We start from the raw sequence: 25,168 nt of genomic DNA, 5'->3' as shown, positions 1-25,168 counted from the left end.
CGTCCGACGGGCGGCGTGCCTCACCCGGACGGCCGAGTGCGGATGCCATGGTCGAGTGCATGCAGGTGCTCACCAGTCCCGGACGCCCGGCGTCCGCCGATCCGGCGGTCCGGCAGGGATCCCGGCTCCGGGTGGTGCTCGCCGCGGCCTTCGGTCCGATCGTCACCGGCTACGCGGTCGTCGCGACGCTGCTCGCGCTGGTCGTACTGACCGCCGAGCACGCGGTGTTCTCCGCGGGCGGAGTGCTGCTGTCAGCCGGGCCCGGCTGGCTGGCCGCCTACCAGGTCGAGCTCGGCATCGGCGGGCATCCGCTGGGCATGCTGCCGCTGCTGCCGACGGTCGGCGTCGTGGTGCTGATCGCGCGCGCGGCATCCCGTGCCGTCCAACGGCTCGGCTGCGAACGCCCGCGGCACGCGATCCCGTTGATCGCCGCGATGTCCGGCGCGCATCTGCTGTTCGGGCTCGCGATCTCGCTGTTCTCGCTCGGCCAGCCGGTGCGTGCGAACGTGGCGCTGGCCGTGCTGGTGCCCGCTGCGATCTCGGCGCTGGCGGCCGGCTGCGGCGTGCTGCGGCGGTTCGGGCTGCCGGCCACGATCGCGGACCGGCTCGACCCGCTGGCAATGCGCGGCGCGCGGGCGGGCTTGCTGGGGCTGTTCGCGCTCCTGGCAGCTGGCGCGCTGACGCTGACCATCGCCACCGCGCTGTCGGCGCGCACGGTGTCCAGCCTGTTCGCGCCGACGTTCGGCAGCAGCTTCGGCCTGCTCCTGCTGTCCGTGCTGTACCTGCCGAACGCGGTGGTGGCCGCGATGTCGTTCGTGAGCGGGCCCGGGTTCAGCATCGGCGGCCTCGCCGTGCACCTGGTCGGCTACCGCGGCGGGGAGGTTCCGGCGGTCCCGCTGCTCGGCGGGATCCCGGAGCACGCCGCGACCTGGTGGCCGGCGCTGATGGTGCTGCCGCTGGCGGTCGGCGTGCTGGTCGGCTGGTCGGTCCGCGCGGTGGACGACGATCCGGCGGCCCGGCTGCGGGTGGTCGTCGTGGCGGGCGCGGTAGTCGGGTTCGGCTGCGTGCTGCTCGGCACCCTCGCCGGCGGACGGCTCGGCGACGGCCCGTTCGACCCGGTCAGCGTGCCGGTCGGAGTGGCGTCGATCGTTGCGTTCTGCTGGGTGGTGATCCCGGCCGGGTTCGTGGCGTTCTTCGCCGGGGCGCACGAGCCGCCGGTGCCGGCCGGGCTGCTGGTCGACGAGGACGAGGATCTCGCCGAGACAGACGACGAGACAGAGCCGGACGAGGCGGCGGCGGAAGCGGCCGAGGACACGGAGGACGACTCCGAGCCCGACTCCGACGCCGACGAGGACCCGGCCGAGCCGGACGCCGACGAGGACGAGGACGAGGACCCGGCCGAGCCCGAAGAAGAGCCCGGACCCGAAGAACCCGAGTACGACGAATTCGATGCCGAGGCGGACGCCGAACTTGGCCTCGAGCTGCTGGAAGACCTGCCGGAAGCGGAAGCTGTCGACGCCGGGGAAACGGCCGCCGAGCCGTCGGACGACGAGCCCGGGAAGCCATCGGACGACGAGCCGGGGAAGCCATCGGCTGTGACCGAGTCCACCGAGGACTCCGGCGACGCCAAGCCCGCGGGAGACGACCGTTAAGGTTGGGGTGACCTGGTGAAGCGCCGTGCGCCCGAGGCGTACCGCCGTGCAAGGAGCCCGTTCTGGCCAGCCGCTTGGACCTGTCCGCCCCGGTGAAGATCGTCGTGCTCGCGTCCGGTTCCGGCACGCTGCTGCAGGCCGTGCTCGACGCGGTGGCGAAGCCGGGATTCCCGGCCGACGTCGTCGCCGTGGGCGCCGACCGCGCCGGCATCGAGGCGCTCGCGCGGGCGGAACGGGTCCACGTGCCGTCGTTCACCGTGCGCGTCGCCGACCATCCAGACCGCGCCGCGTGGGACGTCGCGCTCGCCGACGCGGTCGCGGCGTATCAGCCGGACCTGGTCGTGTCGGCGGGCTTCATGAAGATCCTCGGGCCGGAGTTCCTGGCCCGGTTCGCGGGCCGGGTGATCAACACTCATCCCGCGCTGCTGCCGTCGTTCCCCGGGATGCACGCGGTCGCCGACGCGCTGGCCGCGGGCGTGCGGGTCACCGGGTCGACGGTGCATTTCGTCGACGCCGGCGTGGACACCGGACCGGTCATCGCCCAGGAGGCGGTGCCGGTGGAGAACGACGACACCGAAGACGTCCTGCACGAGCGGATCAAAGCCGTGGAACGCAGGCTGCTGGTTGAAACGATCGAGCGACTCGGCCGTGGTGGGTGCACCGTGGACGGACGAAAGGTGAGGTTTTCGTGAGCACAGCACAGGGGCGGCGCCCGGTCCGGCGCGCGCTGATCGGCGTCTCGGACAAGGCCGGCCTGCTCGAGCTCGCGACCGGCCTGCACGCGGCCGGCGTGGAGATCGTGTCGACCGGCGGCACCGCGAAGGTCATCGCGAACGCCGGGGTCCCGGTCACCCCGGTCGAGCAGGTCACCGGGTTCCCCGAGTCGCTCGACGGCCGGGTCAAGACGCTGCACCCGCGCGTGCACGCCGGGCTGCTCGCCGACCAGAACAACGACGAGCACGTCGCGCAGCTCAAGCAGCTCGAGATCGCGGCGTTCGACCTGCTCGTGGTGAACCTGTACCCGTTCCAGGCGACTGTCGCGTCCGGCGCGAGCTTCGAGGACTGCGTCGAGAACATCGACATCGGCGGGCCGGCGATGGTGCGCGCGGCAGCGAAGAACCACGGCAGCGTCGCGGTCGTGGTGGACCCGACGCGCTACGCGTGGGTGCTGGAGCAGGTTTCCGCGGGCGGCTTCGAGCTCTCGGACCGTAAGCGGCTCGCCGCGCAGGCGTACGCACACACTGCCGCGTACGACACCGCTGTCGCGTCGTGGTTCGCCAACGCGTACGCGCCCGCCGACGACAGTGGCTTCCCGGACTTCCTCGGAGCGACGTGGGACCGTGCGGACGTTCTGCGCTACGGCGAGAACCCGCACCAGAAGGCGGCGCTGTACCGCAGCGCGCAGCCGGGCCTCGCGCATGCGGAGCAGCTTCACGGCAAGGCGATGTCGTACAACAACTACGTCGACACCGATGCGGCGCGTCGGGCCGCCTTCGACTTCTCGGAGCCGGCTGTCGCGATCATCAAGCACGCCAACCCGTGCGGGATCGCTGTCGGCGTGGACGTCGCCGAAGCGCACCGTAAGGCGCATGCTTGCGACCCGGTGTCCGCGTACGGCGGCGTGATCGCCACGAACCGGCCGGTGAGCGTCGAAGCGGCGGAGCAGATCGCCGAGGTGTTCACCGAGGTCGTGCTGGCGCCTGAGTTCGAGCCGGAAGCGCTGGAGATCTTGCAGCGCAAGAAGAACGTGCGGCTGCTGAAGCTGCCGGCGATCGAGAACGCGGCCCCGGTCGAGCTCCGGCCGATCTCCGGCGGCGTGCTCGTGCAGACCCCGGACGCGATCGACGCGGACGGCGACAACCCGGCGAACTGGACGCTGGCCACCGGTGCGCCGGCCGATGAGCAGACCCTGGCGGACCTGGAGTTCGCGTGGCGGGCGCTGCGCGCGGTGAAGTCGAACGCGATCCTGCTGGCGCACGAGCAGGCGACCGTCGGGGTCGGCATGGGCCAGGTCAACCGGGTGGACTCGTCGCGGCTGGCGGTCTCGCGGGCGGGTGACCGGGCGAAGGGCTCGGTCGGCGCGTCGGACGCGTTCTTCCCGTTCCCGGACGGGCTCGAGGTGCTGATCGAGGCCGGTGTGCGGGCCGTCGTGCAGCCCGGCGGGTCGATCCGGGACGCCGAGGTGATCGCGGCCGCCGAGGCAGCCGGGATGACGCTGTACCTGACCGGCACGCGGCACTTCGCGCACTGATTTTCTCGCGGACCGGCCGGGACCTTCGGGTCCTGGCCGGTTTGTTTTACCCCTCGCGCAGAAGCGCGTAGACGACCTGGTCGCGGTAGCCGCCGTCGCGCCAGAAGGCTTGGCACAGCAGCCCTTCGCGGTGGAAGCCGGCCTTCTCGAGCGCCTGCTGAGCGGCCAGATCTTCGCTGTCGACGAAGGTTTCGAGCCGGTGCGCGCGGGTGTGCCGGAAGAGGTAGTCGGCGAGGAGCGCGTGCGCCTTCTCGCGGACGCTGTGGCTACGGTGATCCGGCAGCAGCGCGACGCGGACGGCGAAGCACCCGCCGGCTGGCCCGCCTCGGTCCGCGGCTTCCCAGCTCGCCATTCCCGCGACGGTGTCGTCGACCGCCACCGCGACCGCGCTGGACGCCGGGCTGAGGAACCCGTCCTCGGCGAACCGCCTTCGCCCGGCCTGTGCCCCGGCGAACCCGGCCCAGCCGAACTGACCGGCTGCGTCCGGGTCGGTGGCGAACCGGTCGACCGCGGGCAGATCGGCTTCGGTGAAACCCCGCAGGGCGATGTGTCCTGTTTTCATCAGGCTTCCCAGTGTAGAGAGCACATTCCCCGGTTGCCCGGGGAATGTGCTGACGTGCGCTTGACAGGGGGCGGGCCGGGGTGTTTGCTGGACTGCGTCGAACAGATGTTCGACGCAGTGGAGTGTTCACTGGGTGCGATTGTCAGGTGACCTGCGCGGGGGAGAGCCGCGTGGGCGATGCGGAGCCGCCTTCCCCGCGGCGTGCCGGCATCCGTCCTGGGCAGGGTCTGCGGACTTCCTGCCCTGGACGGGTGCGCCGGCCGTACGGAGGAAGGAGGACCGGTGACTGCTGGAGCGACTGCGGGGGTTGCCGGGGTTTCCCGGGCCGAGGGAGGCGCGGGAGAAGCCGCCGTCTTGGCGACCGCGGGGGCGGTTGTCGTGGGCGGTGGCCTTGAAGTTGCGGGGCCGCTCGGGTCGCTGGACGTGAGCGTGGCTGGGGTGGCTTCGCGCGCGGCCGGTGAGCCGAGCGCGGCGGCCGGTGCCTGCACGGCGGATGGTGCCTGCACGGCGGATGGTGCCTGCACGGCGGATGGTGCTGGTATGCCGAGGTTTCCGGCGGCCTCGGTCAAGGAAGCTGGTCGAAAGTCACGGACAGCCGCGGCTGGCGGGGACGCCGTGGCTGCTGCGTCCACGAGTGTGCCGGCGGCGCGGCCGGCACACTCGTGGGAAATCCTCGTTCCGTGGTCCGGGCTGGAATCCTTGGCGAAGGAGCCCGTATCCGCGGCTTCGGTGTCCGCGCCGAAGCCGGCACTTCCGTTGGCGGGCAACGGATCTGTTCTTACTCGACACTCTGCGGAAGCGTTGTTCGAACGGTGGGTGCCGACCGTTTCCAGCGAAGCGGCGGGGAAGTCGCCCGGGCTTCGTGCGCGGCGGCAGTTCGAGCGGGTTGCTGGTTCGCCGGGCCCGCGTGGTTCGGCGACGTCGCCCATCCCGCGAAGTCTCTCGGATCGACCTGGTTTTTCCGCGGAGCTGGGGTGTTCGGCGGAATCCGCCGAACCGCCGCCCCGATTGCGGCAGTTGCCCTCCGCTCCGCCCAGCCAGCCGGGCGAGTCCGGCGCGGTGGTTCCTTTCGAACCTCCTGCTTCGGCACGTCCGGCAGACCGCACCGACGGAGCGGAACCGCCCGAGCCCCCGCTTCGGCTCCGCCCCCCGACTCGTCTTCGCCCGGCTGATCCGCCGTCCGAGGAAACGACGCTCGCCACGCTGACGTCCCTGCCCGGGGTCAGCACCGCCAGCACCGTTGCGGCCGAACGGGTTTCCCGGGCGGACTGGAGCGGCGCGGCCGGGCGGATGCTTCCGGTCGTTCCCGCGCTGGCCGATCTCCTTCCCGGCGCCGGGTTGCGGCGCGGGAGCGTCGTGGCGGTGCATCACTCCACCTCGTTGCTGTTCGCGTTGCTCGCGGAGGCGACCGTCGCTGGGGCGTGGGCCGCGGTGGTCGGGGTGCCGTCGCTGGGGATCGTCGCGGCGGCGGAGCACGGGGTCGTTGTTTCGCGGCTCGCGTTGGTTCCGCGGCCGGGAGCCGAGTACGCGGCGGTGATGGGGGCGTTGATCGACGGGGTCGATCTGGTTGTCACCGAGTCGCGTTCAGTGCGGCCGGACGTCGCGCGCCGGCTCGCGGCGCGGGCACGGCATCGAGGGGCGGTGCTGCTTTCGCTGGGGCAGTGGCCTGCCACGGACGTCGAGTTCCACTGCATCCCGGGCACCTGGACCGGGGTGCTCGACCGCGGTGCCGGACATCTGCAGTCCCGGCCGGTCGAGGTGCGGGTCCGGGGCCGAGGCGCGGCGGCCCGGCCCCGGTCGGCACCGATGCTTCTCCCCGGACCGGACGGACGGGTCTCCCGAGGCGGAAAGCGCGTCGCGGTACGGGAGGAGGCTGTCGGATGACAGGCCGGAGTGTGGTTTTCGCCGAGCGCTGGTTTGCCGGAGCAGGTGATCGGGTTGCCGGTGGGCGAGTCGTTTTCGCCGGGCGTTGGCTTGCCGGAGCAGGCGAGTCGGCCTTCGCCCTCCGCCGGGAACAACCCGGTGGCTTCGTCATCGGGCGGCGAGCATGACTGTCTCCCAGCGGTCCCGAGATCCGCGCCGAAACCCGGCGCGGATGTTGGTCGTGTGGTGCCCGGACTGGCCCGCGGTCGCGGCCGTCGCGGCGGCGGGGAGCGCGCTCACCCGGCCGGCGGCGGTGTTTCACGCCAACCGGGTCGTCGCCTGCACGGCGGTGGCCCGGACGCGGAACGTGCGGCGCGGGATGCGGCGGCGCGAGGCCGAGTCCCACTGCCCGGACCTGGCGGTGTTCGGGGTCGACGAGGCGCGGGACGCCCGGCTGTTCGAAAACGTCGCGCTTGCGGTCGAAGAACTGGTCGTCGGCCTGGAAGTAGTACGGCCGGGGCTGCTCGCGGTGCCCGTCGCGGGAGCGGCCGGGTATTTCGGCGGCGAACCGCGGCTCGCGGAGCAGCTCGTGGACCAGGTGGCCGCGGCGGCTGGCGTCGAGTGTCAGGTCGGGGTGTCGGAAGGGCTGTTCGCGGCGACGCTCGCGGCACGCCGCGGCGAACTGGTCGAGCCCGGGCGAGCCGCCGAATTCCTCTCTCCGCTGCCGGTTTCCGACCTGGATCAACCGGGTGCCGAGCGGGCGGACTTGGTCGACCTGCTGGTCCGGCTCGGGTTGCGCACGCTGGGGGCGTTCGCCGCGCTCGGCGAGCGGGACGTGGGGGCTCGGTTCGGGGGCACCGGTGTGCTGGCGCACCGGCTGGCCCGCGGGTTGTCCGATCGGCCGCCGTTGCGGCGCAAGCCGCCGCCGGAGCTGACGCTTTCGGAGTCGTTCGATCCGGTGCTGGCGCGGGTGGACGTGGCCGCGTTCCAAGCCAAGAAGCTCGGCGCGCGGTTCCACGCGGTGCTGGCTGACCGCGGGCTGGCCTGCACTCGGCTCGGCATCTACGCCACCACGGAAAACGGCGAGCAGCTCGGCCGGGTCTGGCGATGCGCGGAACCCCTGACCCCGCAAGGGGTCGCCGACCGGGTGCGGTGGCAGTTCGAGGGCTGGCTGAAGGCCGCACCAGGAGAGCGGCCGACTGCCGGGGTGGCGCGGTTGCGGCTCGAACCCGAGGAAACCGTCGAGGGACGGTCTTTGCAGCTCGGGCTGTGGCACGGCGGCGATCCCGGCGCCGGGCCGGGCGAGGACGAGGAACTGGCCGCTGAACGGGCCGGGCGCGCGTTCGTCCGGGTGCAGAGCCTGCTCGGTCCGGACGGCGTGGTCACTCCGATGCTCGACGGCGGACGCGATCCGGCCAGCCGCGTCCGGCTTGTCCCCTGGGGTGATCCGCGGGAGACCGGGGCGCCGCCGGACGCGACTTGGCCGGCGCGGCTGCCGTCGCCATCGCCGGCGACGGTGCTGGAAAAGCCGTTGCCGGTTCAGGTCGTCGACGAACAGGGGCGGCCGGTCGGGCTCACCGCGCGCAAGAAGCTCACCGCGCCGCCGCACGGGCTTCGCGTCGCGGGCGGGCCGGCTCGGCCGATCACCGGATGGGCCGGGCCGTGGCCGGTCACCTCCGGGCGGCGCTCGGCCGGACCACAGCAGGCGCGGCTGCAGCTGCTGCTCGACGCCGGCGAAAACGAGGCGCCGGAAGCGGTTCTGGTCCGATGCTCCGGAACCGAAAATCCAGTGTGGACAGTGGAAGGAAGCTACGACTGATGGACCCCGAATTTCCCGCCCCCCGGGCACCGGTCGAGATCGCGGTGCCAGCCGAGCCGGTTGCCGTCTCCTGGCTGATCCCGAAACCTCGCCGCTCGACGGAAAACTGGCCGGACTGAGCGATTCGCCGGTCTCGGGAAGAGTGGCGTCCGGACGTGGAATCCGGCGCGAGCGGCGGAAACTTTGCCGGGTGACGAGCTGCAGGGCTGGATGTGCTGAGATGAACTGGAACAACCCGCCGGTCCCGTGGAAGGACCTCGCACGAGCGCTGTCCGGCGGGATGCCGGCCGGGGACCACGGCGACAGTCCGGCGTGGGGACGCAAGCGCGAGGGGTACCGGCGTCCGGCGGACATTCCGCCGCCGCGCGCCGACTTCGAGTCCGAACCGCGAGTGGCGTACGCCGAGCTGCACTGTCATTCCAACTTCAGCTTCCTCGACGGGGCGAGCCATCCCGAGGAACTGGTGGAGGAAGCCGCGCGGCTGCGGCTCGACGCCATCGCGCTCACCGACCACGACGGGATGTACGGCGTCGTCCGATTCGCGGAAGCGGCCAAAGAGCTGGGCGTGGCAACGGTATTCGGCACCGAGCTGAGTTTCGGGCTGTCCGCGCCGCAGAACGGCGTCGCCGACCCCGAAGGCGAACATCTGCTGCTGCTTGCCCGCGGCGACGAGGGCTACCGCGCGCTGTGCCGCGCGATCACCGCAGGGCAGCTGCACGGGCACGACCGGCAAAACGAGGACCGCGCGGAGAAAGGGCGGCCGATCTACGATCTGCGCGCGGTTGCCGAGGAAGTCGCGGGGAAATGCGCGGTGCTCACCGGGTGCCGGAAGGGAGCGGTACGCTCGGCCCTGGTCCGCGAAGGACCGGACGCGGCGATCGCCGAACTGCGCCGGCTGGTGGAGCTGTTCGGGCGAACCCAGGTGTACGTCGAGCTGATCGACCACGGCCAGCCGCTGGACAGCACACACAACGACCTGCTCGCCAAGATGGCCGGTGAACTCAATCTGCCCACCATCGCGACCACCGCCGCGCACTACGCCCGGCCGGAACGCGGCCGGCTCGCGGACGCGCTCGCGGCCATCCGCGCCCGGCGCAGCATCGACGACCTCGAAGGCTGGCTGCCCAGCGACGGAACCGCGTTTTTGCGCTCTGGCAACGAAATGGCGGATACCTTCGCCCGATACCCGGGCGCGGTACAGCGATCGGCTTTGCTGGGCATGGAATGCGCGTTCCAGCTGGACCTGCTCGCGCCGGAGCTGCCGCCGTTCGACGTGCCGGCGGGCCGAACCGAGACTACCTACCTGAGAGAACTCGTCTGGGCCGGATTCGACAAGCGTTACTCGGGCAAGAAGCACGAAGAAAAGGCGCGCAAGCAGATCCAGCACGAGCTGGAGGTCATCGAAAAGCTCGAATTCCCAGGGTACTTCCTGATCGTCTGGGACATCGCGCGGTTCTGCCGCGAGGCGAACATCTTTTGCCAGGGACGAGGATCCGCCGCCAACTCGGCGGTCTGCTACGCGCTGGAGATCACCAAAGTCGATTCGGTGGAAGCGAAACTGCTCTTCGAACGGTTTCTCGCCCCTGATCGCGACGGGTACCCGGACATCGACATCGACATCGAGTCCGACCGGCGGGAGGAAGTGATCCAGTACGTCTACGGCAAACACGGCCGGTACAACGCCGCGCAGGTCGCGAACGTCATCACTTACCGCGCTCGCTCCGCGATCCGCGACGCCGCCCGCGCGCTCGGCTATTCGCCGGGCCAGCAGGACGCGTGGAGCAAACAGATCGACCGCTGGGGCGCATTGCAGCGCACGGAAAAAGACCACGACCACGACATCCCGCGCGACGTCGTGCAGCTCGCCTTCGCGCTCGAAGACTTCCCGCGCCACCTCGGCATCCACTCCGGCGGCATGGTGATGTGCCGGGAACCGGTGAGCCAGGTGTGCCCGGTCGAATGGGCACGGATGGAGAACCGCAGTGTCGTGCAATGGGAGAAGGAGGACTGCGCCGCGGTCGGGCTGGTGAAATTCGACCTGCTCGGGCTCGGGATGCTTTCCGCGCTGCACTACATGCACGACCTGGTCCTCGAATTCAAGGGCGAGGACGTCGACCTCGCCGAACTGGACCTCACCGACGCGAACATCTACGAAATGCTGTGCCGCGCCGACGCGATCGGCGTGTTCCAGGTGGAGAGCCGGGCGCAACTCGCCACGCTGCCGAGGTTGCGGCCGACAACCTTCTACGACCTGGCAGTGGAAGTGGCGCTGATCCGTCCCGGCCCGATCCAGGGCGGGTCGGTGCACCCCTACATCCGGCGCAGGCAGGGACGCGAGCAGTGGGAGCACGACCATCCGCTGCTGAAAAAGGCGCTGGACAAGACACTGGGGGTGCCGCTTTTCCAGGAACAGATGATGCAGATCGCCTTGGATGTCGCCGATTTCACCCCGGCCGAAGCCGATCAGCTGCGGCACGCGATGGGGTCCAAACGGTCGCAGCGGAAAATGGAGCGGCTGCACCGCCGGTTCCTCGACGGTGCGATGGCCAACGGGCTGGACGCGGAGCTGGCGGAGAAGATCTTCCAGAAACTCAAGGCATTCGCCAACTTCGGGTTTCCGGAAAGCCACGCGCTGAGCTTCGCGCACCTGGTGTTCGCGAGCGCGTATTTCAAGTACTACCACCCGGACGCGTTCTGTGCCGGCCTGCTTCGCGCGCAGCCGATGGGGTTCTACTCGCCGCAGTCGCTGGTGGCGGACGCGCGCCGGCACGGGGTGAGCACGCTCGGCCCGGCCATCAACCGCAGCCTGCCGCACGCCACGCTGGAAGCGTTGCCGGGCAACGAGAAGTACCACGCGGTGCGCGGCGGGCTCGGCACCGTCCGGGCGATCGGCGAGACACTGGCCAAGGAGATCGTGGCCGAACGGACGGCGAACGGGCGTTACGAGAGCATGTCCGACCTCGGCCGCCGCGTCCGGCTCACCACGCCGCAGCTGGAAGCGCTGGCCACCGCGGGCGCGTTCAGCGAGTTCGGCACGGACCGGCGGCAGGCTTTGTGGTCGGCGGGCGCGGTCGCGCAGGACCGGCCGGACAAACTGCCCGGCACCGGTGTCGGCGTGGACGCGCCGATGCTGCCCGGAATGGACGGGCTCGACCTCGCCGCCGCCGACGTGTGGGCCACCGGGATCTCGCCCGGCAGCTACCCGACCGAGTTCATCCGCGACCGGCTCGACGCGCGGGGCGTGGTCACCGCCGACAAACTGCTGCATCTGCCCGACGGCGCGCGCGTGCTGGTCGGCGGAGCGGTCACGCACCGCCAGCGCCCGGCGACCGCCGGCGGAGTCACGTTCTTGAATCTCGAAGACGAAACCGGCATGGTGAACGTGATCTGCACGCTCGGGCTGTGGCAACGATTCCACCGCATCGCCCGCGGCAGTGCGGCGCTTCTGGTGCGCGGCGTGGTGGAGAAAGCAGACGGCGTCGCGAGCGTGCGCGCGGAGAAAATGGAGCAGCTGACGCTGCGCATCCCTACCCGGTCCCGCGACTTCCGATGATCGCCGCCGTATCGTGGACACAGCCGCTCCGGCGGTTCGCGACCACCCCGTTCAAACGCCGCCGACGGGGCGGATGACATCCTGTCGAGGTGACCGAGACCGGCGAGGACTACACCGAAGCGCGACTTTCCGGCCAGTGGTGGGAAAAACGCCAGTTCGCGGACTGCGATTTCACCGAGGCGGACCTGCGCGACCTGCGCACCCGCGGCTGCACTTTCGACCACTGCGACTTCACCAAGGTCGACCTGACCGGCGCACGGCACGACGCGTCGGCATTCCGCTCGTGCACCTTCGACCGGACGGTGCTCGCGGACAGCCGCTGGTCGTCCTGCTCCCTGCTCGGATCGTCCTTTGTGGACTGCCGGTTCACCGGCATCGCGCTGACCGAATGCGACCTGTCGCTGGCGTCGTTCGCCCGCGGACGGATGCGGAAACTGGACCTGTCCGGCTTGCGGATGCGGGAAGTGAACCTGAACGAGGCTGACCTGACGGATTCCGACTTGCGGAACACGGACCTGTCCGGTGCCCGGATGATCGGCGCGAAGTTCCCCGGTGCCGACCTGCGCGGCGCGGCGGTGGACGCGAACGGGCTGGTGCAGGCTGATTTGCGCGGAGCGTACGTGGACGTGGAGCTGGCGGTGGCGTTCGCGGCGGCCAACGGGCTCGTCGTGAAGTAACCGGTCCGGGACAGCAGAAGGGGCGAGGCCCGAAGGCCCCGCCCCTTCTCTTCAGTCCGCTCAGTCGATCGGCGGTTCGCCCGGATCCAGTTCGATCAGATCGCCCTCGGCGAGCAGTTCCTCGATGCTCGCCGGCAGCAGGTACGCCGATCCGCCACCCGGCTGGTTGAACCACGGAATCGCCACGCCGGCAAGGGTTTCCAGCGGCCGCTGCACCCGGTACACGTGGTAGGGCCGGTTCACCCACTCCGGCACCAGCGACCGCTCCTCGAACGGCGTGCCGGCCGCGTAGGTCAGGTTGCCGTTCGGGCCGCCGAACCGGTCCAGTTCGCTGCCGGGGGGCAGCTCGCGCAGCTCCTTGCCGCGGAACAGGGTCAGCGGCGGCTCGCCGGACAGCGGCCCGATCGGCCACTGGCCGCCGTTCGCGCGCTCCTCGCGGCGGGCCGGAGCTTCCCGGCGCGGCGGCGCGACCGGCGGCGCGACCTGGGTCGGCGGCGCGACCGGAGAGGCGACCTGGGTCGGCGGTGCCACCGGCGGAGCCACCTGCGTGGGCGGTGCCACCGGAGGAGTGACCTGGGTCGGCGGTGCGACCGGCGGGGCGACCTGGGTCGGCGGCGCCACCGGCGGCGGAGGCTGCCGGACCGGCGGTTCGTCGTCGGCCAGCAGCTGGTCGGCGGGGGTGAACGCGGTCTGCTCCTGGGGCGGCACGTTGTCCCTGGGCCGCACCGGGAACGAGCCGGTCGCGATTTCCGGCGACAGGGTCGCCAGGACCGGTGCCTTCGGCGCGGCGGGAACCGGTTCCGGCACCGGAGGCGCGGACTCGGACACGACGTAGCCGTCCGGGTGCAGCAGCACCTTGCCGAGCATGAACGCGGCCGCGTCCTCGGCGTCGCCGAAAACGGCCGGGTTGATCAGCTCGCCGTCGTACCAGCCGACCCGCCAGCCCTCGCCGACCTGCTCGACGCTCCATCCGCGTTCGGTGGGGCCGCCGAGCCGGTACGCGGCCTCGGGCACGTCCAGCTCGTCGAGCTTCGCCTGCAGATCGGCCAGCTCCGGCTCGGCAGGCGCCTCACGGCGCCGGACCGGAGTCGGCTCGGCCTGTTCGCGCGCGGCCCGGCGACCGCCGGAGGGCGGCGGGACCGGCATTTGCGGCACCGGCAGCGCGCCAGGGATCTCGTCGCCCGGGCGGATGGTCGCGGTGGGCGGGCCAGCGTCGTACGCGGGCTCGTCGCGGCGCTCGTCGTCGTAACCCTCGGCGTGCGCGAACGGCTGCTCCTCGTCGCGCGCCGGTTCGTTGCCGTGCGTGAAGAGCACCGGCTCCTCATGGCCTGCGTCGATCGGCTGGTACGGGGCCGTGTGGTCCTCGCCGTCGTCGACCGGTCCGGTGCCGCTGTGGCTGGGGACCAGGTCGTGGTGCTCTTCGGTGTGGTCCTCGTCGCCGTCGTACTGCTCGTACTGGCCGCCGTCGAAGCCCTGCTCGAAAGCCGCTTCCGCAGGATGCTCCGGCTGGCCGTGCTGGCTCTCGGCCCCGTGACCCCGTCCGCGCGCGGCGGCGAGGCCGGCGGCAGCCAGGCCACCGGCCGCGGCAAGGCCCGCGGCCGCCGCACCCGCGTGACTGCCGTGCTCGGCTGGTTCTGCTGCCTGCTTCGCCTCGGCCAGGTTCGCCGGGGCTTCGACCGGCGCCTCGGAGCTGCGCCGACCCTCCTCGGACTCGGCGGCCTGGGCGTCGCCGCCATGCAGGTGGTCTTCCGGCTCGCCATACCGGTCGGCGTTCAGCGGGATGTCGTCCGGCTGCGCGACGCGCTCGTTGTCCGGCCGTGCCCGGCGACGGCCGCCTTCCTGGTCACGGCCGTCGGCTTCGCCGCGGCGGTCAGCGTCCGGCTCGGGGGAGCGCCGACGCGGGGGTGCCGGCTCGTCGGCGGGGCTGTCCGCCCCGATCAGTCCGTCGGCTCCGATGAGGCCGCCCGCGCCGACCAGACCGTCCTCGGCGGCCGGGGCGGCGGGTTCCTCGAAGGCTCCGATCCCGTTCGGGAGGTTGCTGCCGTGCGGTTCGGACGCCTCGTGCGGCACCGGCTCGTCGTAGCTGTGCTGCTCGTCGTACTGGTGCGGCGCTTCTTCGAACGGGTGCGGCTGGTCGTAACCAGCTTCCTGGTGCGACGCGGTTTCGTCGTAGCCGTGCTGTTCCGGGTACCCGTCAGCCTGGTGGGACGGTTCCTCGTAGCCGTGCTCCTCGGCGTAGTCGTTCGCCTGGTGCGGCACGGGTTCGGCGTAGCCGTTCGCCTGGTGCTGCACGGGTTCGTCGTAGTCGTGCTGCCCGGCGTAAGCGTCGGCCTGATGCGGCGCTTCGTCGTAACCGTGCGGCGCGGCTTCCTCGTAGTCCTCGTGCTCTGCCGGGTAGCCGGGCTGCGCGTAGCCGTTGTCGTAACCGGCGTCGGGGTGCTCGTCGTAGCCAGCCTCGTGCGGGTGACCGGGCTCGGCGTAAGCGGCGGACCCGTTCGTGGTGCCGGACGGCGCGTCCGGTTCGCCACGCGAGCCGAGGTACTCCGCAGCGCCTACCGCGCCAGCCGCGCCCACCGCTCCCGCGGCGGCAGCGGCGACACCCAGTCCGCGCGAACCGCCAGAGCTGTCCTGAGGGCCGGGCACCGGGGCGGCCACTCGGGTGCCCTGCGGTCCGGCACCGGGACCCTGCGGACCGCCGGGACCCGCGGGGCCGCTCGGGCCCCCGGGAGCGCCTGCCGGCGTGCCCTGCGCACCGCGGCCCGGACCGGGGCGGCCGGGCTCGTCCATGCCGCGCGAGCCTTCGGGTTCACTGCCGAAATCAGGTTCGCCAGGACCGTCGAAGTCAGGTCCGGCACCGTCCGGGCCGGGACCGCCGGGGCGGCCGGCGTTCGGACCACCCGGTCCGCCCGCGCCCGGTCCGCTTGCACCCGGTCCGCTCGCGGCTGGTCCGCCCGCGCCAGGGCCGGCGGCTCCAGGCCCGCCCGGACCACCGGCTCCAGGCCCAGCGGGTCCGCCCGGACCGGGCCGCTGCTGGCTGCCCCGGGTGAGGTACGCCGCCGCGCCCTGCAGCGCCTGGTCGTCGACCGGCGGGAGCTGGAAGGCGTTCGCCCGGATGTGCTCGATCAGGTCCGTTTCCGGCGAAACGCCGTAGGTGCGGAGGTAGAAGTTCACCGCGGCGGGCCAGATCCATTGGCCGTCGCTGTGGAACGCGACCGGCACCGTCGCCTCGGGCGTCTGGGCCAGCCGGTCGATGTCGTAGCCGCGGTCCTGGACCACGACCGGGGCGTGGTCCAAGTAGTCCAGCAGCCGGTCCTGCTCGTCCATGTCCAGGTCGGGCCGGTTGATGACCGGCCGGCCGGCCGGCCCGATGGTGTCGAAGATCCGGGCGATCCGGAAGTGCGGGCCGGGCTGTTCCGGGCCGAGGCCGGACATCCGGCGGATCAGCCACTCCGGCACGTTCTCTTCGGTGCGCGGGAACATGCGCAGCTCGTCCGAGTACGCCTGCGGCGGCGGCGCGAGGCGCCACGGCGGCTCGTCACGGTTGTACTCGAGGTTGTAGCTGGACGGGTGGTCGAGCTGGTAGCGCGCGTTGAACCAGGTGCCGCGGCCGTCGCGGTACATCCCGGCGCGGAGTCTCCCGAACAGGGTCGCGATGTCGTGCGTGGCCACCCATTCCTGGGTGGACCCGTCCTCGAGCCCGATCTCGCCGGTCAGCTCGTGGTACCGGCCGACGGCTCGGTACTCCGCGGAGACCTTGCGCCAGTCGCGCGGGGCGGCGCGCAGCAGGGCCAGTCCGATCTGCTTGACCAGAGTGTCCTGCTCCGTCGCATTCAGCTGCGTCGTCGGTTGTGCCACAGAGAACATTTTGACTGTTCGCGCGCGCGAACGCACCCCGCATGGGTCTTTTGCCACCCTCAGACAGGTTGACATGCCCGCTGACCTCGGCGGACGCGGTATGGCACGGGTCACACGCCTGGGTGGGTCGCGGTGCGGTCCGTCGAGTTTAAGCCCGGAAGGACCCGATGCCCGGCATGACGCGCGGGCCGATCGGGTGGTGTCGCGAGCACGAGGCAGGCACACGGGTGGATAGGTTGAACCGGGGAGGGGCGATGGGCAGCGCGGTGTACTTCACGTCGGACACGCACTTCGACCACGAGATGGTGGCCGGGCTGCGCGGTTTCGGCGCGCCCGCCGAGCACGACGAGGAGATCGTCGCCCGGTGGAACCGGACCGTGTCGCCCGGGGACGAGGTGTGGCATCTCGGCGACGTCGGGATCGGCCGGCTCGCGCGATCGGCGCCTTGGCTGGCGCAGCTCAACGGCACCATTCACCTGGTCACCGGCAATCACGACGCGCCCTGGCCGGGCAATCGGGGCGCGTACCGGCACCAGCGGGCCTGGTTGGAGCACTTCGAGACGGTGCAGGCGTTCGCCCGGCGCAAGATCGCCGGTCAGCAGGTGCTGCTGTCGCACTTCCCGTTCACCGGCGACCACACCGGCGAGGACCGGTACACGCGGTATCGGCTCCCGGATCCGGGCGACACCTGGTTGCTGCACGGGCACGTCCACGACGAGTGGAAGGTCAACGGACGGCAGATCAACGTCGGTGCCGACGTGTGGGACCTGGCACCGGTTCCGCTGGCGGCGATCGAGGACCTCGTGCGGGCACAGCGGGCCTGACGAGGTCTGCGAGAATGGCCGGGTGACGGCGAAGATTCTCGACGGCAAAGCCACCAAGAACGCGATCTTCGAGGAGCTGCGCCCGCGGGTGGCCGCGCTCGCGGCGAAGGGGATCACCCCGGGCCTGGGCACCGTGCTGGTCGGCGACGACCCCGGCTCGCACTCCTACGTGAAGATGAAGCACGCGGACAGCGCGAAGATCGGCGTCAACTCGATCCGCCGCGACCTGCCCGCGGACATCTCGCAGGAGAAGCTCGAAGCCGTCATCGACGAACTCAACGCGGACCCGGCCTGCCACGGCTACATCGTCCAGTTGCCGCTGCCGAAGCATCTCGACACGAACCGCATCCTGGAGCGGATCGACCCGGAAAAGGACGCCGACGGCCTCGCGCCGATCAGCCTCGGCCGGCTCGTCCTTGGCGAAGCGGGCGCGCTGCCGTGCACCCCGTACGGGATCATCGAGCTGCTCAAGCGGCACGGAGTCGAGCTGAACGGCGCGCAGGTCACCGTGGTCGGCCGCGGCATCACCGTCGGCCGCACGCTCGGCCTGCTGCTCACCCGGCGCAGCGAGAACGCGACCGTGACGCTCTGCCACACCGGCACCCGAGATCTGGCCGCCGAGGTGCGGCGCGCGGACATCGTGATCGCCGCGGCGGGTGTCGCCGGGATCATCAAGCCGGACATGGTCAAGCCGGGCGCGGCGGTGCTGGACGTCGGCGTCTCGCACGTCGACGGCAAGCTCGCCGGCGACGTCGACCCGGCGGTCGCGGAGGTGGCCGGCTGGCTGTCGCCGAATCCCGGCGGGGTCGGCCCGATGACGCGGGCGATGCTGGTCAGCAACGTGGTCGAGGCCGCGGAACGCGCGGCCGCGCGCTGATGGCGATGTCCGGCGAACGGCGCGGAGGCCGTCCCTGGCTCGTCCACCTGCCGTTCGCGGCGGTGCTGGTGCTGCTGGCCGGCGCGGTGGTCCGGGCGCTGCAGTACCACTGGCGCGAGGGGGCGGTGCTGGTCGCCGGCGCGCTGTTCGTCGCCGGGCTGCTGCGCCTGGTGCTGCCGGAGGAGCGGGCCGGGCTGCTCGCGATCCGCGCCAGCCGGACAGTCGATGTGCTGACCTACGGCGCGCTCTGCGCGGCGATTCTCTACATCTCGCTCACTATCGTGGGCGGACCGTTCGACACCTCGTCCTAGCACCCAGGACGAGGTGTCGACAGGTCGTCAGGAAGCCAGCGCGAGTTCCTTGTCCTGGACCCGGCCCTCGCGGCGGTCCAGCAGTCCGGACACCGCGGCGATGGAAACGCCGAGCACGGCCAGCAGCGAACCGACCCAGTTCGGGGCGAGCAGGCCGAGCCCGCCGGCGATGACCAGTCCGCCGAGGTAGGCGCCGATCGAGTTGGCGATATTGAAGGCGGACTGCACCGCGGCCGACACCAGCGACGGCGTGCCGCCTGCCTTCTCCATGATCCGCGCCTGCATCATCGGGCCGATCATGAAGCCCGCGACGCCGACGAAGAAGATCGTGATCGCCGCGCCGACCTTGCCCTGCGCGGTCACCGTGAACACCGCGAGCACGGTCGCCAGCGCCAGCAGCGCGACGTACAGGCTCGGCATCAGCGCCTTGTCGGCGAGCCGTCCGCCGACGTAGTTCCCGATCGTCATGCCGACGCCGGCCAGCGAAAGCAGCACCGTGACGTTCGCGGGCGAGTAGCCGGCGACGTCGGTCAGCATCGGCGCGATGTAGGACATGCAGGCGAACACGCCGCCGAGGCCGAACATCACGATCGCCAGCGCCAGCCACACCTGCGGGCGGCGGAACGCGCCCAGTTCGCCGCGCAGTGACGGGTCGGCCGGGCGGCCCTGGTGCGGCACCAGCTTCGCGATCGCGGCCATCGCCACCAACCCGATGAGCGCGACCGCGCCGAACGTGGCGCGCCAGCCGACCTGCTGGCCGAGCAGGGTGCCGAGCGGAACGCCGATGACGTTCGCCAGCGTCAGGCCCATGAACATCATCGACACCGCCTTCGCACGCTGTCCCTGCTGCGCGAGGCTCGACGCGACGACCGCGCCCGCCCCGAAGAACGCGCCGTGCGGCAGTCCGGCGAGGAACCGGAACAAGATGCCGAACTCCTGGTTCGGCGACAGCGCGAACAGCACGTTGCCGATGGTGAACAAGCCCATCATCGCCAGCAGCATGGTCTTGCGCGGCAGCTTGACCGCCAAGGCGGTGATCAGCGGAGCGCCGATGACCACGCCCAGCGCGTAGGCGGAGATGAAGTTGCCGGCGGACGAGATGCTGATGTGGAAGTCCGCGGCGGTCTGGGGCAGCACACCCATCATGACGAACTCGGTGGTCCCGATGCCGAAAGCGCCGACGGCGAGCGCGAGCAACGCGATGGGCACAGCTCTCCTTCCCGGAGAAATCGATTTCCCACGCTCGGAGGCAGGTCTTCTGAAGCGCTTTAGAACGTGGGCAAAAAACTAGACAGCCTGGGCGGCCCCGACGCCGTCGTGCTGTCTCGCTCCAGTTCAACCGATGGAGGGCGGCCTTGTCATCCCGGTATTCGGGTGAGTCCCGCCACGTGCCGCGACCGCTCAGCGCGGGGCGGCCAGCACGCCGTCCAGCAGACCGGGAAACAGCGTGTCGAGATCCTTGCGGCGCAACGAGTTGTACCGGGTGGTGCCTTCCTGCCGGCCGGCGATCACGCCAGCCTGACGCAGGGTGGCCAGGTGGTGGGTGAGTGTGGATTTGGTCACCGGCACCTCGAAACCGCTGCAGGAGATCTCCGTCTCCGCGCGCGCCAGCTGCCGGACCATGGCCAGCCGGACCGGGTCGGCGAGTGCGCGCAGGACCCCTTCGACGGTGATCTCGTCCCGGTCCGGGTAGGCGAGCGGCGGCAGCGGCGCGGAGGCAGGCATGTCGTCCATAGTACGACGCCTGTCGAAATTGTCGGCGCGGCCGTGTACGGTCGTCATCGAACTACGACGACAGTCGTACTAACTGCTTTGGGGGCTTCATGTCCAGCGTCTCGTCCTCGGCGGCGGCCCGGAACTCGGTGCTCGCGTTCGGGGCCTTCGGCGTGGGCACCAGCGGCTACATCGTGGCCGGGCTGCTGCCGGCGCTCACCTCCGAGCTGCACATCTCCGCGACCGCCGCGGCGCAGCTCGTCACTTCCTTCGCGATCGCCTACGCGCTGGGTTCACCGCTGTTCGCGGCGGCGACCGGCCGATGGGAACGACGCACCCTGCTGGTCGCCGCGCTCATGGCGGCCGGTGCGGGCAATCTCTTCGCCGCGGTCGCGCCCGGCTACGGCACCCTGCTGATCGCGCGGGTTGTCACGGCGATCGGGGCTGCCGTATACACGCCCGCCGCCACCGCGGTCGCGGCCGAACTGACGACGCCGGAGCGACGCGGCCGCGCGGTCTCGCTGGTGTTCGGCGGGCTGACCGTGGCGTTGATCTTCGGCGTTCCGCTGGGAAGCGTGATCTCCCAGCAGTTCGGCTACGAGGGTGCGTTCCTGTTCGTTAGCGTCCTGTCGCTGCTCGGCGCGGTGGGCGTCCAGATCGCGCTGCCGAAGGTCGCGCCGCCGCCCGCGGTCCGGCTCGCCGAACGGTTCGCGGTCGCGCGCGACAAGCGGGTCGTCGCGCTGCTGCTCACCACCACGCTCGCCTGCCTGGCCGCGTTCATGGTGTACACGCTGGTGTCGCCGGTGCTCTCCGCGACCGCGGGGGTTTCCGGCGGGACGATCACCGTGCTGCTGTTCTGCTACGGCATCGGCGGCGCGATCGGCAACTTCGCCGGCGGCCGCGCGGCCGACCGGTGGGGCGCGCGCAAGCCGCTGCTCATCGTGCTCGTCGCGTTCACCGCGGTGATGGTGCTGCTGCCGTTCACCGCGACGACCGTCGCCGGGGCCGGGATCACGCTGTTCGTGTGGGGCTTGGCGAACTGGGCGTTCAGCCCGCCGCTGCAGCACCGGCTGATCGAGCTTTCGCCCGGGCACGCGGGTCTCGCGCTGTCGCTCAACGCTTCGGCGATCTACCTGGGCGTCGGGCTGTCCGGCGTGGTCGGCGGAGCGGTGCTGACCTCGGCCGGGCCGACCGTGCTGCCGGAGGTCGCCGCGGTCCTCGCTGCCGCGGCGCTGCTGGTGGTCGTGTTCTTCTGGGGCGCGCGGAGGCGGGCTGCGGTCCGCGAGGAGGTCGCGGTCTGAGAAGCTGCCGGGCGTGGCGGAGGTACTGGAGACCGTGCCCGGACGCGGTGGAGAACTGGTGCTGCGACGAGACGGCACCGTGTTCGAGGTGATCGAGAACGGGGTGTTTCTTATGGACACCCGCAACGGCGAGTCGGAGCGGCTGCTCGTCACCGGAGCGGCCGACCGGCTCGCGCCGGGTGCGCGGATCCTGATCGGCGGGCTGGGCGTCGGGTTTTCGCTGCGGGCCGCGCTCGATCACGGCTCGGTCGGCGAGGCGGTGGTGGTGGAACGGGAACCAGCGGTGATCCGCTGGAACCGCGGCGGCCCGCTGCGCGAAGTCCACGACGGCGCGCTGGACGACCCGCGCGTGCGGGTGGTCGAAGGAGATCTGATCGAGTGGCTGCGGACCACCGGCGAAACCTTCGACGCACTGTGCCTGGACATCGACAACGGTCCAGAGTGGACAGTGACGGAGGGAAACACCTCGCTGTACACGGATTCCGGGCTGGAAAGGTTGGGGCAGCTGCTGCGGCCGGGCGGAGTGCTCGCGGTGTGGAGCGCGGGGGCGGCCCCGGAGTTCACCGCCCGGCTGCGGGAGCGATTCGAAGACGTGGACGTGGTGGCGGTGCCGGTGCCGCGGGGCGAGCCGGACGTGATTTGGTTCGCGCGCAACTCGTGAGGTCAGAACCGGCACCAACACGCACCAGGCTCAGCCAGCTTTTGCGGCTGCCTTCGCTGCCTTTTTGAACGCGCGCACCTCGCCGAGCGTCTTCGCGTCCGTCACGTCCGCAATGGACCGTCGGGAGCCGCGGTCGCCGTACGAGCCGGCTGCTTCGCGCCAGCCCTTCGGGGTGATTCCGCGCTGCTTGCCCAGCAGCGCCAGGAAAATCTTCGCCTTCTGTTCGCCGAAACCGGGCAGCGCCTTGAGTCGCTTCAAGACCTCTTCGCCGTCCGGCTTCGGTCGCCCGTCGAGCCAGATGCCCTCGGTCTTGCCGTCGTAGTTCTCGATGATGTGCAGCGCGAGAGCGTGCACCCGGCGCGCCATCGAACCGCCGTAGCGGTGGATCGCCGGCGGCACCACGCACATCTCCACGAACTCCTCGACGTCGGTCGCGGCGATCTTGCCCAGGTCGAACCCGTCCATCCGGTCGGCGATCTTCCGCGGGCCGGCGAACGCGTGCTCCATCGGGTACTGCTGGTCCAGGAGCATCCCGGTGAGCAGGGCGAACGGGTCGTCGTTGAGCAGCTTGTCGGCGGCCTCGTCGCCGGTCAGGTGCAGTTCGCGCAGCATGGCGTCATCTTCGCACAAACCGGCCGGTCAACCGCGTGCGAAGCGGGCCGGGGTGGTGCCGAGGTAACGGCGGAAGTGCCGGGTGAGATGGGCCTGGTCGGCGAACCCGGCGGTCACCGCGACGGCGGACGGCGGGATGCCGTCGAGCAGCAGCCGCCGGGCGCGGTCGACGCGGCGGCCGGTGACATAGCGGTGCGGGGGCAAGCCGAAGCGGCGGCCGAAGGCTCGGACCAGGTGGACCGGGTGCGCGTTGAGCAGACCGGACGCCTCGGCGAGGGTCAGCGTCCCGGGCAGCCGTTCGTCCAGCAGGTCGCGCAGACTGTCGGCCAGGCCGCGCTCGGGCGGCGTCCTGGCTGGGTGGCCCAGGTGGGTGCGCAGCCGATGGGCGACCAGCGCGAGCCTGCTTTCCGCCTCCAGCGGGTCGCCGAGCGACTCGTGCAGCTGGTGGATTCTCGTGCGCAACACCGGGTCCCGCAGGCTCGGCTGGTCGACGGCGGCACCGATGAGGTCTTCGCCGATGACGTCGGCGTCCAGGTACAGCACGCGTTTGCGGAAACCGTGACTAGTGGCGGAGCGCCCGTCGTGCGCGACGTTCGGCGGCAGCAGCGTGACCGAGGCGCCGAGCGCGCCGTGGTGGTGCCGGTCCAGGTCGTAGGCGATCGCGCCGTCATCGACGATCAGCAACGTCCAGGTTTCGTGCGTGTGCGCGGGGTAGGCATGGTCGGTGAACCGCGCGTAGAACGCCTCGGCGATTCCGGGCACCGGCGGGTGCCAGGCGGACACGGCCATGTTCACAACGTACAAGACTCGCGCGCCTGGCCCGGCCGAAGCTGGGCGGCATGATCCGATTCGACACTAAGATCGCCGTGCTGCTGCGGGACGACTTGGCGACCTGGCAACGGCTGAACGTCACGGCGTTCCTGGTGAGCGGGCTGGCCCGGGAGACACCGGAACTGCTCGGCGAGCCCTACCTCGACGCAGACGACACGGAGTACCTTCCGATGTTCCGCCAGCCGGTACTGGTGTTCGAGGCCGCCGCCGAGGTGCTCGGCACCGCGCGCGGCCGGGCCCTCGCCCGCGGGCTGCGTTTCTCGATCTTCACCGACGAGCTGTTCCAGACCGGCAACGACGTCGACAACCGCGCCGCGGTGCGGGCGGTGCCGACGGAGAAACTGGCGCTCGCGGGGATGGCGGTGCACGGGCCGAAGAACGCGGTGGACAAGGTGCTCAAGGGGGCTCGGCTGCACGGCTGAGAAAGCGCCGGCTTCACCATGCCCCAGCTGGCCGGGCGCGGCGGACAGCACGAGCACCGACCGTCCGCTGGCCTATCCGTGAAGGGCCCCTTGAGGGAATCCAAGTCCCTGAAGGGGCCCTTCACGGACAGACGCACACTGCCCGCCCAGGCATCACGACAGCACCACGTGAGACAAGCTTTAAGCCTCGGCGAACACTGCGAACACCTGCCGGACTCGGTCGCCCTGGTCGAGCTGAACGTGCTGTGCTGTCGCCGAGCGGAAACCGGCGTCGGTGGCCAGCGCCGCCGCCTCCTCCAGAGTGCTCGGGACGCGCAGGTCGCGCGGCACCAGCTCGGCGAACTTGCCGCTCGGCTTGAACCGCTCCGCCGACACCATGCTGAACGCCAGCTTCCCGCCCGGGCGCAGGACTCGGTGCCAGTCGGTCAGTGCGCGCTGACCGAGGAAGTGCAGTGCGGACGCGCACACCACCGCGTCGGCTTCGCGGTCGGCGACAGGCAGCGGCAGCGCCGAGCCCACCTGCCACGTGATGCGTCCGTCCGGGTCCTGGACGGCGGCCTTGTCCCGGGCGATCTCGATCATCGCGGGGGACAGGTCGATCGCGAGCACCGCCGCCGGGTCCAGCCGCAGCGCCGCGAACGCCGCCGCGCCGGTGCCGGCGGCCACGTCCACCAGCAGCTTCGGCGCGCGGTCCAGACCACTGATCAGCTGTTCGGCCACGTAGGGGTGGAAGGTGTCTTCGTCGTATTCCGCCGCGTCGGCGTCGAAAGGCGTGCTCACCAGCTCACCGTAGTAGGGCGGACCAGCGATTATCCCGGAATCGGCCGGCGGCCGGCGAAGCCGAGGTCGACCCGGTGGTACCAGGACAGCCCGGCGTCGCCCTCAAGCCAGCACAGCAGCACGTCCTCGCCCTCGAGCGAAGCCGGGAAGTCCACCAGCAGCGGGGCGAACCCCTTCAGCTCCGCCCCGGTCGCCTGCACCGCGGCCATCAGGTCGTCCAGCCGGGCCTGCGCGGCCTTCCACTCCGGCAGCCCGCCGAGCTCGGTGTCCGGCCCGCCCGGGCGCAGCGACGCGGCGAGTTCGGCGGCGTCGGCGCGCAGCCGGATCAGTTCGCCGAGGACGGGACGGAGCCGGGCTAGTTCGGCACGGGCCTCGGCGAGAGTGAACAGTCCCATCTGCAAATGTTCTCACCGGGCCCGCGGCCGGTTCGCGGCTGCCTTCGCCGGCACGCCAAACCGCTCCGCGAGACCGATGCTGACCAGGAGAATCCCGTTTCCGGCAGTGCGCCCGAACCATCCAGTCGAGCAGGGCGGCAGCGGTCCGGCTGCCCGCCGGGGCGACGCCGGGAGGGCCGCCGGACTCGTCCGGTTCCGCGAACGGCCCG

21 protein-coding genes are annotated in these 25,168 nt (G+C 71.3%); 13 read left to right on the top strand and 8 right to left on the bottom strand.

Annotation, left to right across the window (positions count from 1 at the left end):
* The first annotated feature begins 59 nt into the window (after positions 1-59).
* From AMYBE_RS0127825 to purH, 3 genes are all read left to right on the top strand, one after another.
* Complete coding sequence (locus AMYBE_RS0127825) at positions 60-1,652, top strand: cell division protein PerM (RefSeq protein ID WP_211226865.1); 1,593 nt, start codon at positions 60-62, stop codon at positions 1,650-1,652.
* Positions 1,653-1,726: 74 nt separating this feature from the next.
* Positions 1,727-2,344 (top strand): phosphoribosylglycinamide formyltransferase, encoded by a 618-nt coding sequence (gene purN, locus AMYBE_RS0127820; RefSeq protein ID WP_020662683.1) that lies wholly within the window; start codon positions 1,727-1,729, stop codon positions 2,342-2,344.
* Positions 2,341-3,903, top strand: a complete 1,563-nt coding sequence (gene purH, locus AMYBE_RS0127815; RefSeq protein ID WP_020662682.1) for a bifunctional phosphoribosylaminoimidazolecarboxamide formyltransferase/IMP cyclohydrolase — start codon at positions 2,341-2,343, stop codon at positions 3,901-3,903. Before purN ends, purH begins: the two co-directional genes overlap by 4 nt.
* Before the next feature lie 46 nt (positions 3,904-3,949).
* Here purH and AMYBE_RS0127810 read toward each other — a convergent pair whose 3' ends face one another.
* Complete coding sequence (locus tag AMYBE_RS0127810; protein WP_020662681.1) at positions 3,950-4,465, bottom strand: GNAT family N-acetyltransferase; 516 nt, start codon at positions 4,463-4,465, stop codon at positions 3,950-3,952.
* A gap of 1,290 nt (positions 4,466-5,755) precedes the next feature.
* On the opposite strand from AMYBE_RS0127810, the gene AMYBE_RS0127805 reads away from it, so the two are divergent.
* From AMYBE_RS0127805 to AMYBE_RS0127785, 4 genes are all read left to right on the top strand, one after another.
* Positions 5,756-6,349, top strand: a complete 594-nt coding sequence (locus AMYBE_RS0127805) for a hypothetical protein (RefSeq protein WP_020662680.1) — start codon at positions 5,756-5,758, stop codon at positions 6,347-6,349.
* Positions 6,350-6,560: 211 nt separating this feature from the next.
* Positions 6,561-8,147 carry a DNA polymerase Y family protein gene (locus AMYBE_RS0127800; RefSeq protein ID WP_020662679.1) on the top strand — a complete coding sequence of 529 codons (1,587 nt, stop codon included), beginning with the start codon at positions 6,561-6,563 and terminating at the stop codon, positions 8,145-8,147.
* A gap of 220 nt (positions 8,148-8,367) precedes the next feature.
* Positions 8,368-11,700 carry an error-prone DNA polymerase gene (locus AMYBE_RS0127790; protein WP_020662677.1) on the top strand — a complete coding sequence of 1,111 codons (3,333 nt, stop codon included), beginning with the start codon at positions 8,368-8,370 and terminating at the stop codon, positions 11,698-11,700.
* An 89-nt stretch (positions 11,701-11,789) separates the two neighbouring features.
* Positions 11,790-12,377: a pentapeptide repeat-containing protein gene (locus AMYBE_RS0127785; RefSeq protein ID WP_020662676.1), complete on the top strand. Its 588-nt coding sequence runs from the start codon at positions 11,790-11,792 to the stop codon at positions 12,375-12,377.
* 60 nt (positions 12,378-12,437) lie between these two features.
* On the opposite strand, the gene AMYBE_RS45875 is transcribed toward AMYBE_RS0127785, so the two are convergent.
* Positions 12,438-16,232, bottom strand: coding sequence for a glycohydrolase toxin TNT-related protein (locus AMYBE_RS45875; protein ID WP_425386916.1), 3,795 nt, complete (start codon positions 16,230-16,232; stop codon positions 12,438-12,440).
* Between the two features lie 254 nt (positions 16,233-16,486).
* On the opposite strand from AMYBE_RS45875, the gene AMYBE_RS0127775 reads away from it, so the two are divergent.
* From AMYBE_RS0127775 to AMYBE_RS0127765, 3 genes are read left to right on the top strand one after another with little or no spacing between them, the layout of a single operon-like run.
* The gene (locus AMYBE_RS0127775) at positions 16,487-17,056 is read left to right on the top strand and encodes a metallophosphoesterase family protein (protein WP_020662674.1); all 570 of its coding nucleotides are present in this window, start codon (positions 16,487-16,489) and stop codon (positions 17,054-17,056) included.
* Positions 17,057-17,078: 22 nt separating this feature from the next.
* Positions 17,079-17,933, top strand: a complete 855-nt coding sequence (locus AMYBE_RS0127770) for a bifunctional methylenetetrahydrofolate dehydrogenase/methenyltetrahydrofolate cyclohydrolase (RefSeq protein ID WP_020662673.1) — start codon at positions 17,079-17,081, stop codon at positions 17,931-17,933.
* Complete coding sequence (locus tag AMYBE_RS0127765) at positions 17,933-18,244, top strand: DUF3017 domain-containing protein (RefSeq protein ID WP_020662672.1); 312 nt, start codon at positions 17,933-17,935, stop codon at positions 18,242-18,244. Before AMYBE_RS0127770 ends, AMYBE_RS0127765 begins: the two co-directional genes overlap by 1 nt.
* A 27-nt stretch (positions 18,245-18,271) precedes the next feature.
* On the opposite strand, the gene AMYBE_RS0127760 is transcribed toward AMYBE_RS0127765, so the two are convergent.
* Positions 18,272-19,453, bottom strand: coding sequence for an MFS transporter (locus AMYBE_RS0127760; protein WP_020662671.1), 1,182 nt, complete (start codon positions 19,451-19,453; stop codon positions 18,272-18,274).
* Between the two features lie 192 nt (positions 19,454-19,645).
* Complete coding sequence (locus tag AMYBE_RS0127755; protein ID WP_027928081.1) at positions 19,646-19,969, bottom strand: ArsR/SmtB family transcription factor; 324 nt, start codon at positions 19,967-19,969, stop codon at positions 19,646-19,648.
* 98 nt (positions 19,970-20,067) lie between these two features.
* On the opposite strand from AMYBE_RS0127755, the gene AMYBE_RS0127750 reads away from it, so the two are divergent.
* Both AMYBE_RS0127750 and AMYBE_RS0127745 read left to right on the top strand, forming a co-directional pair.
* Entirely contained in the window at positions 20,068-21,258 is a 1,191-nt protein-coding gene (locus tag AMYBE_RS0127750) for an MFS transporter (RefSeq protein WP_020662669.1), read from the top strand.
* A gap of 13 nt (positions 21,259-21,271) precedes the next feature.
* A complete protein-coding gene (locus AMYBE_RS0127745) occupies positions 21,272-21,919 on the top strand; it encodes a spermine/spermidine synthase domain-containing protein (protein WP_020662668.1) in 648 nt (215 codons plus the stop codon).
* 30 nt (positions 21,920-21,949) lie between these two features.
* On the opposite strand, the gene AMYBE_RS0127740 is transcribed toward AMYBE_RS0127745, so the two are convergent.
* Positions 21,950-22,531 carry an HhH-GPD-type base excision DNA repair protein gene (locus AMYBE_RS0127740; protein ID WP_020662667.1) on the bottom strand — a complete coding sequence of 194 codons (582 nt, stop codon included), beginning with the start codon at positions 22,529-22,531 and terminating at the stop codon, positions 21,950-21,952.
* A 27-nt stretch (positions 22,532-22,558) separates the two neighbouring features.
* The gene (locus tag AMYBE_RS0127735; protein ID WP_027928080.1) at positions 22,559-23,320 is read right to left on the bottom strand and encodes an AraC family transcriptional regulator; all 762 of its coding nucleotides are present in this window, start codon (positions 23,318-23,320) and stop codon (positions 22,559-22,561) included.
* A gap of 50 nt (positions 23,321-23,370) precedes the next feature.
* Between AMYBE_RS0127735 and AMYBE_RS0127730 the strand changes: the two genes are divergently transcribed.
* Positions 23,371-23,784: a DUF2000 domain-containing protein gene (locus AMYBE_RS0127730; RefSeq protein ID WP_020662665.1), complete on the top strand. Its 414-nt coding sequence runs from the start codon at positions 23,371-23,373 to the stop codon at positions 23,782-23,784.
* Between the two features lie 180 nt (positions 23,785-23,964).
* Here the strand turns inward: AMYBE_RS0127730 and AMYBE_RS0127725 are convergent, their stop codons facing one another.
* Both AMYBE_RS0127725 and AMYBE_RS0127720 read right to left on the bottom strand, forming a co-directional pair.
* A complete protein-coding gene (locus AMYBE_RS0127725; protein ID WP_020662664.1) occupies positions 23,965-24,564 on the bottom strand; it encodes a class I SAM-dependent methyltransferase in 600 nt (199 codons plus the stop codon).
* A 29-nt stretch (positions 24,565-24,593) separates the two neighbouring features.
* Entirely contained in the window at positions 24,594-24,959 is a 366-nt protein-coding gene (locus AMYBE_RS0127720) for a DUF2203 domain-containing protein (protein ID WP_020662663.1), read from the bottom strand.
* Between the last annotated feature and the right edge of the window lie 209 nt (positions 24,960-25,168).

The sequence above is a fragment of the Amycolatopsis benzoatilytica AK 16/65 genome, assembly GCF_000383915.1.
In the GTDB taxonomy this organism is placed as follows: Bacteria; Actinomycetota; Actinomycetes; order Mycobacteriales; family Pseudonocardiaceae; genus Amycolatopsis; species Amycolatopsis benzoatilytica.
The sequence above is the reverse complement of the archived record's forward strand: the minus strand, read 5'-3'. Positions and strand labels throughout refer to the sequence as shown.

What these genes read in the sequence shown, in the direction of transcription:
- AMYBE_RS0127825 (WP_211226865.1), top strand. Translation starts at nt 60, where the DNA reads ATGCAGGTGCTCACCAGTCCCGGACGCCCGGCGTCCGCCGATCCGGCG.
- AMYBE_RS0127810 (WP_020662681.1), bottom strand. Translation starts at nt 4,465, where the DNA reads ATGAAAACAGGACACATCGCCCTGCGGGGTTTCACCGAAGCCGATCTG.
- AMYBE_RS0127805 (WP_020662680.1), top strand. Translation starts at nt 5,756, where the DNA reads ATGCTTCCGGTCGTTCCCGCGCTGGCCGATCTCCTTCCCGGCGCCGGG.
- AMYBE_RS0127800 (WP_020662679.1), top strand. Translation starts at nt 6,561, where the DNA reads ATGTTGGTCGTGTGGTGCCCGGACTGGCCCGCGGTCGCGGCCGTCGCG.
- AMYBE_RS0127790 (WP_020662677.1), top strand. Translation starts at nt 8,368, where the DNA reads ATGAACTGGAACAACCCGCCGGTCCCGTGGAAGGACCTCGCACGAGCG.
- AMYBE_RS0127775 (WP_020662674.1), top strand. Translation starts at nt 16,487, where the DNA reads ATGGGCAGCGCGGTGTACTTCACGTCGGACACGCACTTCGACCACGAG.
- AMYBE_RS0127765 (WP_020662672.1), top strand. Translation starts at nt 17,933, where the DNA reads ATGGCGATGTCCGGCGAACGGCGCGGAGGCCGTCCCTGGCTCGTCCAC.
- AMYBE_RS0127755 (WP_027928081.1), bottom strand. Translation starts at nt 19,969, where the DNA reads ATGCCTGCCTCCGCGCCGCTGCCGCCGCTCGCCTACCCGGACCGGGAC.
- AMYBE_RS0127750 (WP_020662669.1), top strand. Translation starts at nt 20,068, where the DNA reads ATGTCCAGCGTCTCGTCCTCGGCGGCGGCCCGGAACTCGGTGCTCGCG.
- AMYBE_RS0127740 (WP_020662667.1), bottom strand. Translation starts at nt 22,531, where the DNA reads ATGCTGCGCGAACTGCACCTGACCGGCGACGAGGCCGCCGACAAGCTG.
- AMYBE_RS0127735 (WP_027928080.1), bottom strand. Translation starts at nt 23,320, where the DNA reads ATGGCCGTGTCCGCCTGGCACCCGCCGGTGCCCGGAATCGCCGAGGCG.
- AMYBE_RS0127730 (WP_020662665.1), top strand. Translation starts at nt 23,371, where the DNA reads ATGATCCGATTCGACACTAAGATCGCCGTGCTGCTGCGGGACGACTTG.
- AMYBE_RS0127720 (WP_020662663.1), bottom strand. Translation starts at nt 24,959, where the DNA reads ATGGGACTGTTCACTCTCGCCGAGGCCCGTGCCGAACTAGCCCGGCTC.